The 12,779-nt window shown below is 44.3% G+C and carries 11 protein-coding genes and 1 pseudogene; all 12 read left to right on the top strand.

The genetic code is table 11. The annotated features are described in order from the left end of the window. Positions 1 to 13: 13 nt before the first annotated feature. The 12 genes and pseudogenes from RB297_RS20975 (at position 14) to RB297_RS20920 (ending at position 12,692) form a co-directional block, all read left to right on the top strand. Positions 14 to 757, top strand: a complete 744-nt coding sequence (locus tag RB297_RS20975) for an ABC transporter permease (RefSeq protein WP_375121341.1) — start codon at positions 14 to 16, stop codon at positions 755 to 757. Beyond that, a complete protein-coding gene (locus tag RB297_RS20970) occupies positions 758 to 1,930 on the top strand; it encodes a sensor histidine kinase (RefSeq protein WP_375121340.1) in 1,173 nt (390 codons plus the stop codon). Beyond that, positions 1,931 to 2,536: a response regulator transcription factor gene (locus RB297_RS20965; RefSeq protein ID WP_375121339.1), complete on the top strand. Its 606-nt coding sequence runs from the start codon at positions 1,931 to 1,933 to the stop codon at positions 2,534 to 2,536. It abuts the gene before it with no gap. 84 nt (positions 2,537 to 2,620) lie between these two features. Next, positions 2,621 to 3,056 (top strand): annotated as a pseudogene (locus RB297_RS20960) (transposase). 486 nt (positions 3,057 to 3,542) lie between these two features. Next, the gene (lepB, locus tag RB297_RS20955; protein WP_277747535.1) at positions 3,543 to 4,187 is read left to right on the top strand and encodes a signal peptidase I; all 645 of its coding nucleotides are present in this window, start codon (positions 3,543 to 3,545) and stop codon (positions 4,185 to 4,187) included. A gap of 203 nt (positions 4,188 to 4,390) precedes the next feature. Beyond that, complete coding sequence (locus tag RB297_RS20950; protein WP_277747536.1) at positions 4,391 to 4,756, top strand: hypothetical protein; 366 nt, start codon at positions 4,391 to 4,393, stop codon at positions 4,754 to 4,756. A gap of 199 nt (positions 4,757 to 4,955) precedes the next feature. After that, positions 4,956 to 5,750: a sensor domain-containing protein gene (locus RB297_RS20945; protein ID WP_375121338.1), complete on the top strand. Its 795-nt coding sequence runs from the start codon at positions 4,956 to 4,958 to the stop codon at positions 5,748 to 5,750. 388 nt (positions 5,751 to 6,138) lie between these two features. After that, complete coding sequence (locus RB297_RS20940) at positions 6,139 to 8,196, top strand: pectate lyase family protein (protein ID WP_375121337.1); 2,058 nt, start codon at positions 6,139 to 6,141, stop codon at positions 8,194 to 8,196. Between the two features lie 216 nt (positions 8,197 to 8,412). Then, positions 8,413 to 8,865, top strand: a complete 453-nt coding sequence (locus RB297_RS20935) for an HNH endonuclease (protein ID WP_375121336.1) — start codon at positions 8,413 to 8,415, stop codon at positions 8,863 to 8,865. 396 nt (positions 8,866 to 9,261) lie between these two features. Then, a complete protein-coding gene (locus RB297_RS20930; protein ID WP_375121335.1) occupies positions 9,262 to 10,521 on the top strand; it encodes a DUF438 domain-containing protein in 1,260 nt (419 codons plus the stop codon). 263 nt (positions 10,522 to 10,784) lie between these two features. Beyond that, on the top strand, positions 10,785 to 11,258 hold the full coding sequence (locus tag RB297_RS20925; RefSeq protein WP_375121334.1) for a DUF5381 family protein: 474 nt from the start codon (positions 10,785 to 10,787) through the stop codon (positions 11,256 to 11,258). Between the two features lie 180 nt (positions 11,259 to 11,438). Next, entirely contained in the window at positions 11,439 to 12,692 is a 1,254-nt protein-coding gene (locus tag RB297_RS20920; RefSeq protein ID WP_012818526.1) for a mechanosensitive ion channel family protein, read from the top strand. The last annotated feature ends 87 nt before the right edge of the window (positions 12,693 to 12,779 follow it).

The raw sequence follows: 12,779 nt of genomic DNA, 5'->3' as shown, positions 1-12,779 counted from the left end.
GAGGAAAATAGCCATGTTACATATGTTTGTTGCCCAGACCAAAGCAGAAAGTATACGAATTATCCGCAGTCCATTTTTCTTACTCTTCTCCATTGCGATGCCCCTTGCTTTCTACTTTTTATTTGCGAGTATGAATGGGGTAGATAAATCGATTCAATCGACAACTTGGGGTGTCTTTTCATTGATGTCGATGACTGCATTCAGTTTGATTGGTACAGCCGTATCTCAATTCGGTATCCGTCTATCGTTCGAGCATCAAGACGGGTGGGTACGCTTGTTGAAGCTAACTCCACTATCTCCTGCAGTCTGGATTGGCAGCAAAATCGTATCGCAAATGGCTGTTCACTTGATCGTCATTTTTGTTATATTTTTATCTGCTGGCCTTGTTCATGATATACAATTGACAGCCGGGCAATGGATTTTATGCGGATTATGGTTATGGATTGGGAGCATATCTTTTCTGGCGCTTGGTGCCTTGTTAGGAACGCTTAAAAACGCGAATACTTCCGTTGCCATCGGAAATGTGTTACAGATGGGGCTTGCCATTGTGGGGGGGCTTTGGATGCCGCTTAGTACTTTGCCAAGTTGGATGGGCTCGGTCGGGGAATGGCTTCCATCTCACCGTTACGCCAATGGGGCATGGAATATGATCGCTGGACAAAATCCAGCAAGTATCGATTTCATAATTTTGACAGGATGCGGTCTCCTCTTTATGCTACTATCAATCTATATATATAATCGACGGGATGCGGTCTAATTGAATAGAGAAAAGTGGCGTCTCTTTCCAAAATCGGAAGGAGTCGCTCCTTATATTTTGTTAACAAATTTAATGATACCCATGTACTTTTTACTCTATGAGCCATCAAGTATACAGTGGCTTGGCTTTGTTCTGTTAGGCATATTCGTTCTATCGTTTCGACAATCTTACTTTTATGCAAAGTGGGCCACGCCAATATTGATCGTTCAGGTGGGTATACTTTTAATTTTAGCAGCTGTATTTCATCCTATGTATACGTTTATAGGTTTTATGATAGCTGCTCCGCTGAGCAAACAAAAGCTGCCGATATTACTCTCTATAACGATCGTTTTCACTGTAGCTATGGGATTTATCGCTGTTCCTTACTTGGATCGGATGGGCAGCCTAGTATGGATAGGGCTGGTGCCTATGTTTGGCATCTGTATTCTGCCGTATATTATTCGAACTTCGACCAGGTTCCAACAGAAGTCTGCGCGGCTGCGGGCAGAAACGGCTGAACGAATGGCACAGCAGGAGGAGCGCCAGCGGATCGCACGTGAACTCCATGATACATTGGGCCATACGCTGTCATTAATCGCACTAAAAGGGGAAGTCGTTGAGAAATTGGTCAATCGTAATGCCGAGAGAGCGATAGAAGAGGCACGTGAAATACGAGAAACGGCACGCGCAGCCTTGAAACAAATGCGTGAATTGGTTACGGAGATGAAAGTTACATATCTCGCTGACGAATATAAGCATGCTGTATCGTTATGTTCAGCTGCGGGCATACCGCTTTTATTTCAATATCAATCGATTTCAGATTCCAGACCTTCTAATGTAGGGACGGAAGAAGCTTTAGTGAACAATCCGCTTCCGTTAACACCCTTGCAGGAGACGATTTTAGCGATGTGTTTTCGCGAGACGATTACGAATGTGGTTCGACATAGCCGAGCAACAAGTTGCAACGTTCTTCTCGACATTCAGGAAGGGGAAGTTCGTGTATCTGTACGTGATGACGGTATTGGGGCAGATGTGGATCAATTCTATACTAGCAGTAATGGACTCGCCGGTTTACGGCAGCGGTTGGTTATGATCGATGGTCGTATGTCGCTGTCTTCGTCCCCAGGCAAGGGGACTGAAGTCACCTTACATATACCTAGGGTAATTCGAAATGAAAAGGTAGGTAGTGCTTAGATGATTCGTATTGTTTTGGCAGAAGATCAAAAGTTATTAAGGGGAGCACTGGCAACGTTACTCTCGTTAGAAGATGATATTGAAGTCGTCGGTCAAGCTGAAAATGGGGAAGAAGTGATGTCCATGATTCAGCAATATGAACCCGATGTAGCTGTTCTGGATATTGAGATGCCACTGAAAACGGGGTTAGATATTGCGGAATGGGTTCAAAAAAATAAGTCAGCTGTTCGTGTCATCATCTTGACGACATTCGCGCGTCCTGGATATTTCCAGCGGGCTATGCAGGCAGGAGTTTATGGATATCTTCTTAAAGATACGGGCAGCGAGGAACTGGCTGATGCGATTCGTCGGGTCTATGATGGGAAACGTGTCATCAATTCAGAATTGTCGCTCGCGGTATGGGATGATCCATGTCCATTATCACCCAGGGAGCGTGAAGTCATGAAGTTGGCTGCCCAAGGCTTAGTTCTTCAAGATATTGGAGCACAGCTGTTTCTATCCTATGGAACGGTACGGAACTATATGTCAGAGGCGATTGGGAAGCTCGGGGCGAATACACGGATCGAGGCAATCGATATCGCACGTAGCAAGGGATGGTTGGATTGAGGAGAACTCCGAGGTATGGAGGTAAGCGGATCACCCCACTCAAGGGATGATGCAGCCTAGGGAGCTTCTAAGCTCTCTGGTGTTATGAGGTGGAATGATCTAAGTAGGATAACGGTGAGTTACCAGTTATCTCATTTAATGCTCGACTCCTTGTTTCGAACGATCTCAGGAGTTGGGGAGAAGCTGGCAGCTACGCTCGTGGCGGAACTTGGAGACATTCAGCAGTTTGAGAACCCGAAGCAGCTGGTGTGGCCTATGCCGGAATGGATCCGGGGGTGTTTCAGAGAAATTTACATCATCCAGCAACCGAATTACCAAGAGGGGCTCTAAGCGTTTGAGGAGAGCCTTGTTTTTATCCGTACAATTCAGTCTCAGACGAAGTGAATGCTCCAAGTTGAAACTATTACGACAAGAAAAAGAAAGAAGGCAGCCTTACAAGGCCGCGGTGATTGCTTGCGCCAACAAGCTACTTCATCACATCTATGCGATCCTAAAGAAAGGTGAGCCTTACCATAGGTAATTCCACATTTATCCGCCAACTCTCCGCGACAACGGAGGGGTTCTTTGCTGTTCTGTAAATAACTATACCAGCAAACTTTAAATTATCCAAGCCCGGGTGCTTGACAAACATAAGTTGGTTTTTGTTTTTCCCATATAGGTTCTTGTTTTAATTGAGGAAATGAATTTTATCCAGAGTCGATTAATAAAAATTCTTTCTAATTAGGGAATAATTCTATAATTTATTCGTCTTTTTTAAGTTTAGGATCTTGCCTTCCCATTATTGGAACTAAGTTTAATAAGTACAGTTTCCAGCTTACAAAATCCCCCCCTTTATAAATTAACTACAAAATAAAAAAAACAATAACTAACAAGAAATCCGAAACGTTAAATAATATGATATGAAGATTATTCATGTAATTTATTGATTTTTAATCATAAAAATTGTAAATAAAGCGTGAGTGCATATTATAATTTGATCGGGATTACTACAACAGGAGGTGCTGTGATGAGAAGAAAGTGGATTCTTGGTATTATTTTGATTTTTCTAATGTCGGGATGTTCTACAGATAAGACATCCATGGAGAGCATAAACAATTCAGAAAAACCGAAGGTATTAAAAACAGTTGACTATAAAATTGACAATATGAGCCGGCAACGATCAGAATATCACTATACTGAAGATGGTGCGTTAGTAATTGACTCGGAAATTGACCGTATGATCATGAAGCCGGGCGATATTGTTTATTTTATACCTCCAGAGTTCGAGGGATTTAAAGATAACCCTGATTTTAAATTAGCTGATCATTATATTTCTAGACTTATCGCAAGTGAGGGAGATAGTGTGGAAATAAAAAAGGGAGTAGTTTATGTCAATGACAAAAAACTTGATGGTTTTTACGGTGTGGCAGCAAAATACGGTCTAACTGAGCAGGAATACATTGATAAACAAAAAGAAAGTGACTCAAACTTTAAATTAACTCAGGAAGAAAATGATTTTTTTAATCAGAGTATGGTTAAAATTAAAATTCCTAAAGAACATATATTTGTCTTAGGTGATAATTGGGAAAGAAGTGTGGATAGCCGTCATTTTGGGCCTGTTCCCTTAAAAAATATTCAAGGGAAAGTACTAGGGGTCACGAAGGAATTTTAATTGATAAATTCTATATACTTTTTAACGAGCGATGAGTGATAAAATGCGGTTCCTACACCCGTTACTTGCCGCAGAGTATATTAGCTAAATCTAGGTTCAATGACAAAAGTCATCAATCCGTGTGTTAGGGTTGGTGACTTTTCCATTTGTGGTATAATAACCCGAAATGTCCACATTAACTGAAGATTGGCTGGTGAATTGGAATGAGCGAAAAATTCTGGTTAGTGATACAGTATCCTCTGAAAAGTGCAAAAGGCAGCCAACGCGACCACTGGTTAAGAGAAAAAGTAATGGAATATTTAGAATTATCTCTAGCGGATGCTGATTTGGGCCATGTCGACGGCTTTGATATGGGGACATGCATGTCCGACCCGAAGAAGTATGCGCTTAATATATTTTGTGTTGTTACGGAGGAAGAACAGGGTATAGCCTTGGTAAAAAGAGTGATAAAAGAGAGTCGGCTTGATTATACTCGCATAAAAATGGCTACCATGCCCTATGGAAAAGAAGAAGAAACCTATACTCTGAAGTATGCCTATAAGAAGGGCGTTACCGATTTTTCACTATAGCCTATACGGTGTTTAAATGTCGTTCGGCGAGTTGGTCATAGTGTCTTCGCTTCAATAAATTCACCAGAGCCAGGCCCATTCCTAGTCTAAGGTCTAGGTTCAGATACCCCCTAAGACGGTTATGTCAGCCAAATAACGCGGATATAATGGATTTATAAACTTGGAGCGTGACTTATGAAGCCATAAGGGGTGTTTGAATATGAAGGCAACAGAAGCGACTGCAATGTCGCGGGCAGGCAAGGTGAATTGGGTGCTTTTTAATCCGAAAACCTATGCAACGATTCTCTATTTATTGCTATCTCTCCCGTTAGGGATTATTTATTTTACAGTTGCGATAACGGGACTTACCTTATCCATCGGTTTGACTCCGATATTTATCGGAATACCGCTGTTTTTTGGAGTAGCTAAGCTGTTGAATGGGATTGTGATTTTTGAACAAAGCATGATTAGGCAAATTTTGGGTTTACCTAATCCTACTGTATCGTATACCTACAATCACCAGTCTGAAACTGGGCAGAATTGGTTGAAACGAATGGTGAGCGGTTTTGACGGAGCGCTCTTTATTCGAAACCTGCTGCTCGTATTACTAAGATTTGTTACCGGCATCGTATTCTTTGTTATTATGGTGACGGTGATTTCACTGGGACTCGGATTGATTGCTCTTCCGGTCGTGCATATCATTTTGATGAATGAAATGCAGCTTGATATTTTGGAGAATAGCTTGTTCAGTTATTTTCATATCGATTGGACTTATAATCAGCAATACCTGTTGTACGTAGGCGTTGGGCTTGTCCTGTTCTGGGTCGCGCTGCGCGTCGTGAATGGGCTTATGCAAATTCTGCGCAGAATCATGTACGTGGATGAGCCCTATCAGCAGCCGTCAGTGCCGCCAATGGAAGCACAAATCCATGCGCCCGTTCAGTCGCAATATTACGAGTACCCAGAGGATCACCCCACTCAAGGGATGATGCAGCCAGCCCATAGAGATCTTTAGAAGATCTCCCCAAAGCGACCTTAACCGGTCGCTTTTTCGTTTTTGCGTCCGGTTTAAGCCTGAAATATAGCCCGATCTACGCCTTGTATCTGCAGCTTTCAGCCGTTCACGACCATCCCGGATGGATGTTGTCCAAGAGAAAGTGTCATTTCCCCGACCTATAATCATTAACTCAGAATATCGCGGAATGCGCAGGTTATAACAAAATGATTGTTTCGGAACTGTTTCCGCAGCTGATAAGCTGTGGGTGGAATTCCAAAATTTGTTGATTTTAAACAAGGACATTGTTTGACAGACAGGGTCCATAAAGCGAGGAGGCTGATAAGAAAGCTCTAATTTATTGCAAGCGATTACAAAGTACAAGTGAATAAAAAAAGGAGGAGATGAAATGAAGAACAGCGTTGCAAAGGTAACCGGCATGGTATTGTTGTTTTCTCTGGCGCTAGCTCTCATAGCGGGAGGATGGGTGAATAAGACAACGGTCCATGCTGCCGGTCTTTCGATTATCGGCGGCGGGGGCTGGAATGAAACGGCGTATATAGAATGGTCACCCGTGAGTAATGCGGAGGGATACAATGTCTACGTGAAACACGCCAATGCGCCGGATTCCAGCTATCAACAAATGGATAATGAGCTGATCCGGCAATACCCTTCCTATTGGAGAGCAGATGCCGTTGGACTCGCAGCAGGAAATTATGTGATGAAGGTTGAAGCCAGGCTGTCGGACGGTTCAACGGTAAGTGTCGTTTCGAATAACCTATCCGTAGCGCCGCATGATCGATCCGGATTTGCTTTTTCCTCAGACTCGCCATACGGGACTGGCTCGGGTGCCTACAATGATGACGGTACGCTTAAAGATGGTGCACAAGTTATTTATGTGACCTCCGAGACGGCACGAACCGTAACCCTTGATGTGAAAATCAACAGCTCAGGCGGGGTTCAAACGGGCGTGGGGATCGGCGAGATTTTGACGCTAAGACAAAAAGGCTATGACACAACCCCTCTTGCGATCCGGTTTATTGGAAAAGTTACCGATGACGACATGAGCGGACAGCTGAATAGCAGCGGCTACCTTCAAGTAAAAGGCAAAAACGATTACTCGGAAATGAATATGACGATCGAAGGGATCGGAGACGACGCTTATGCTTATGGGTGGGGATTGCTCCTTAGATACGTAGGGAATGTGGAAGTAAGAAACCTCGGGCTCATGTTGTTTCCTGATGATGGAATTTCCATGGATACAGGAAACGTCAACGTGTGGGTGCATAATAACGATCTATTTTATGGAACCGCAGGAGGAGATGCCGACCAGGCCAAGGGCGATGGTTCAACGGATCTGAAAAAAGGATCGACCTATATTACAATCTCCTACAATCACTACTGGGATTCGGGAAAAGTGGCTTTGGTCGGGTTGAGTGAATCGGAGGAATTCTTTGTCACCTTCCACCATAACTGGTTCGATCACTCGGACTCCCGCCATCCGCGAATCCGATTGGCATCGGTTCACATCTATAATAACTTCTATGACGGAGTCTCAAAATATGGGGTCGGTGTGACAACGGGAGCTTCGGCCTTTGTGGAATCCAATTACTTTAGACATGCCAAATACCCGATGTTGAGCTCCTTGCAAGGTACGGATGCTTTAGGGGAAGGGACCTTTTCGGGCGAAGACGGAGGCGTGATTAAGGCCTATAACAATAGGATCGTAGATGCGGACAGCCTGATTTATGCAAATTCCAATACCGGAACAGCTCCGGCAAATGCAACCTCATTCGATGCATACTTGGCTTCGTCAAGAATTGAAACCGTACCAAGCTCATACAAAGCATTCGTGGGAGGAACGGCTTATAATAACTTCGACACAACCGTCGATACGGGAGTAAATAGCGCCGACATCGATAACGTGAGCGATGTGGAACAGATTGTTACCGCACAAGCCGGACGCCTGAATAACGGGGACTTCACCTGGCAATTCAATGATGCCGTCGACGACACGTCCTATGCCCTCAATACAGCTCTTATGGCTAAAATAAGCAGCTACACCAGCGGGCTTGTATCCGTAGGCGGGAATTCAACCGGGGCGGAGCCGGAACCAGAACCAGAGCCGTCCACTGGAGAACAAGTTCACAACTTTACAACGTCCGGATTGGCAAGCGATTTCTTTAATATTGTAGGGAATCTCTCCACAACCAAGGGAACTGTGGCGTATAACGGCTTAACGCTAACCCAATGTTTGAAAATCGAGAGTTCAACCCGCATTACCTTTACCTCTACGGAAACCGCTACATTAACATTGGTGTTTAATTCGGCAGACGGAACCAAAATCAAGATTGATGGAACGAGTTATTCCATGACGAATGGTATGGTCAGTGTGCCACTTGCTCCAGGAGCGCATACGATTACAAAAGATCATACGACGAATCTCTTTTATATGGAGTTGGAGTAGAGCAGGACAGGGGGGCTCCCGCGCGTCTCTCATATGAATATAAAAAGCGACCGTGATTTCGGTCGCTTTTTATATTTTAACTGTTGATGTTATCTTCGGGCAGGGGTTCGACTCCCCTCGTCTTCACCATGATGAACATCATCCGCATGAGGATAGTGTTTTTGTTTTATATTAATACTATAGGTTAAAGTATGTCGTACAGATGGAGTGAAATCGATGAGTCGTACCCGTGATGGAGAGGAACCATTGATAACGGTACTCAATATGGATGGTCAACAACTGACACCATGTTTGCCCCATCGGGCTTGGCGGGAAGTTGAGCGATCGCGAGCTGTCTGGGTTGATGAGCAGACGATCCAATTGCTTTATAATCCGTTCTTATTTCGGGACTATCGCAAAGCTGCACTGAAACGAGATCATCACACTTGTTTGTGGTGCGGACAACACGCCACGACAGTGGACCATATGATCCCCTCAAGCAAAGGCGGCTCCGATCTTCCGCACAACCTGATCGCTTCATGCAGCGAATGCAATACGAAGCGAGGAAACCGTTCTGCATTGTCCTTTCTCAAAGAAAACGCACACGCTGTTCCAAATCTTATGAAGCTTAGCTGGCGTATCTTTATAGCTAAATACAGGCATCGTCAATTGAAAAAAAGAGGCACTTAAGTAAAGGCTTAGAATTGTTGTTTTGACCGACCGAAGTTTGTGCAGAAATCGTGACGCGCTCATTCATTTTGCCGACATTAAAATTGTGGCCTATGTGGTGTCGTCTTCGGACAGGGTTAAGATCCCTCGCCTCTCTCATACCGATATAAAAGCGGCTGTGATTATGTTAGGAGGGGAGACAGTTCGGATTAGACAGCGTGCAGGAAATACCTAGAATACAGAGGTAAGTTGGAGAAAGACTTTTCGAAGAAGACGAGTCACCTTTCGTTGTTCAATGAATTTTCATTCCCTTTGTGCTTTTAATCACAAGCCGTGGAGCATGAGGATGCTAGTTTAGAGATGTAAACAGAATCGAACTTCATCTTTATATATTGAATCAAAACAGAGGTGATGAACATGAGTGAACTCATTAATAACCGTGAGGAAGGAATTTCTGCTCATCGAACGGCCCATATACATTTGCTCAAGGAAATCATTAAAGAGCTGCACCATGGAAAAAGCGTGGAGGAAGTGAAGTCAAAATTCAATCAAGCTGTGGGCGAAATATCGGTTGATGAAATTTCGGAACTGGAACAAGTACTGATGCAGGAGGAAGGAATACCGGTAACCGAAGTACAACGACTGTGCAGCGTGCATGCTAAAACGGTATTCAAAGGTTCCATCCAAGACATTCACAGAGCTCATCAACCTGAAGAGCAGCCGGGACATCCTGTGTTTACGTTTAAGAGGGAGAACCAAGAAATCGATCGACTGGCAAATTTCAAAATCGCGCTGCATCTGGATCAATTTCTGAAGGATCAAGGGGAGGCCAATCGCCTCAAATTGCTGGAGGATTTCAGTCTCCTCTATGATGTAGACAAACACTACAGCCGCAAAGAAAATTTGCTCTTTCCGTTTCTCGAAAAATACGGAATTTATGGACCAACCAAGGTGATGTGGGCAGTCGATGACGGTATCCGAATGGGAATAAAAGAAGTGAAAGCCAAACTCACTCATGATGAGGGCAATGCGCAGAGCGTAGTGGACCTTGCCAAACGCGTCTTAAATGAAGTAACAGAAATGATCTATAAAGAGGAACATATTTTATTGCCAATGGCTCTGGAGAAGTTGACGGAAGATGAATGGCTTCTAATTGCTGCCCAAAGCGAAGAAGTCGGTTATTGCTTGGTTGCGCCGGATCAACCATGGATTCCTGAAAGGGCAGCTGAACCTGGCGCAGGTCAGGGATTGGGGTCTTCTCCGCTGCAAGAGGGATATATCCGGATGAGTACAGGCATTTTATCGGTCAAACAGATGGAATCCATCTTAAATCATTTACCGGTCGACCTAACCTTTATCGATGAACATGATATCGTTCGATATTTTTCACAGGGCAAAGAACGAATCTTCGTTCGTACCAAAGCGGTGATCGGCCGAAGTGTTCAGAACTGCCATCCTCCGCAAAGCGTTCATGTCGTCAATCAGCTGCTCGCTGATTTCAAAGCAGGTGTCAAAGATGCAGAAGATTTCTGGATCCCGGTTAAAGATAAATTTGTCTACATTCGTTATTTTGCCGTAAGGGATGAAGAAGGAAACTACTTAGGCACGCTGGAATTCACTCAAAACATTAAGCCGATCCAGGAGCTCACCGGTCAAAAGCGGATCCTCTCACCGTAAGTTTCGTATGTTCAATTTAGTCAAAATGCGATCCGGCGAACTGTGGTTTCTAACAGCCACGCTTCGCCATCATACATACTAAAAGGGGCTGTCTCAAAAGTCATCGTAAATGACGGAGACAAGGCCTCTTTTTCATCTAGCCAAACAAAAAGAAACGGCTCTTTGATACAATAGAGGTATCACCACGGCACAGCTTAAGCAGTCGAAAGTGGAGTTAGCTGGATTAAAGGACTGTTCAAATCATTTTAGAAAGGCGCTAAATCATGAACGGGATATCGTATCGAAAATCCGTGGCATGGGGCAAAGCACTTGGTAGTTTATTGTTTGTGCTGGCCTGCCTGTTTCTGCTGTACGCGGCCTTTATTATGGATACTTCCTTTATTCGTAAGTTTTTTTGTATCACATCAGCCATAATAGGGATTCCGTTTTTTGGAGGATATCTGGTTGTCAGCTTGCCAAGGGCCCTGAAATCAGACACGCAGCTCATCACCTACGATCAAAATTCCATTTCAGACGGTACGCGGACCGTGGCCTGGACGAAGATTACAAGCATCAGCTACAGCGGACCATCCATTCGGAAGTGGCTGCTTCCGAAGTTTCCTGTGTTGATTTTTCATTTGAACAACAGAGAGACCTGGACTGTGAATACGTATTATTTGTTGACCGATACCGAAATTCAGTCTGTCATGAAGCGTCTGCGGGGGTTGATCAGCCGTAACGGAAAGGAAGCGAAATAGATCTGATCGAATCAGACCAAGAGAGCACCTTTTCGGTGCTCTTTTTTTGTTTTTCAAACAGACCGTCTTACACCAAGCATCTTCCAAATCAACCCAGCGATGTCTGATTCTGAACTTTGCGCAGTACTAGAATCTCCTCTATAATAATAGGCTAATCTTAAACTGCGTCAGGAGGAAACAATGGACTTTATCAAAAATCAACTAGACGGATATGGCATGAGCGAACAAACCATTGGATATCTCTCGAATATGATCATGGTCGTTTTTATCGCGGTGGTCTCCATACTGGCCAATTTTATTACCAAAAAAATCGTGCTGAAGACGATTATTCATATCGTCAACAACAATCGGTACACATGGGACAATATCATCGTGGAGAAAAAAGTGTTCCACAAGCTGTCGCATCTTGTGCCGGCAATCATTATTTATTTTTCGGCGTCCATCTTTCCGGCGTACCAAATTCTGATTGAAAAAGCGGCCATGACGTACATGATTATCGTCACCATCACGGTGTTGAATGCGCTGCTTAATGCTTTTGATGACATTTATCGTTCATTTGAAGTTTCCAAGATCCGACCGATTAAGGGATACATTCAGGTGGTGAAAATCGTTCTGTTCATCATCGGCGGCATTGTGGTGATCTCGAACCTCATCGGGCAGAATCCGTTGATCATTCTCAGCGGGCTTGGTGCTCTATCGGCCGTTCTGATGCTGGTGTTCAAGGACTCCATACTGGGCTTGGTGGCAGGCGTTCAATTATCATCGAATGATATGGTGCGCGTCGGCGATTGGATTGAAATGCCGAAATACAATGCGGACGGCGACGTCATCGACATTACATTGAATACGGTAAAAGTGATGAATTTCGATAAAACGATCACGATGATTCCCAGCTATGCCCTCATCTCGGACTCGTTCAAGAACTGGAGAGGCATGCAGGTATCCGGCGGCCGAAGAATTAAGCGAAGCTTCTATGTCGATACGAGCAGCATCTGTTTTTGCACCAAGGAAATGATCGAGGAATTTCAGAAGATACACTACCTTACCGATTATGTCACGACAAGACTACATGAGATTAACGCATACAACATCGAACACCAGATTAATACGGAAAGCAACGTGAACGGCAGACAGCTTACGAATGTGGGCGTGTTTAGGGAATATATCCATCAATACCTGCGGAATCATCCAAAAATCCATAAGGATATGACGCTGATTGTCAGGCAGTTAGCGCCGGGAGATAACGGACTGCCCTTGGAAATCTATGCGTTCAGCAATGATACCAACTGGGGTGTGTATGAATCGATTCAAGCGGATATCTTTGACCATATCTTTGCCGTTGCGCCGACCTTCGGGCTCCGTGCCTTCCAAAATCCAACCGGCCACGATATCGTCCATCTCAAAGAAAGCCCGGAATATTCCCGGGGATATTGAGAACGATTCGGAGGGTAGTTGAACGAGGTACAAGGATTTCACGCGGGAGGAGATTGGCTATCCGTTGTAGAAGCAATGGTAGAACGA

The organism is Paenibacillus sp. CR_12 (assembly GCF_041953985.1).
In the GTDB taxonomy this organism is placed as follows: Bacteria; Bacillota; Bacilli; order Paenibacillales; family Paenibacillaceae; genus Paenibacillus_AQ; species Paenibacillus_AQ lautus_A.
Note: the sequence above shows the minus strand (reverse complement) of the source record. Positions and strands in the feature narration are given on the sequence as shown.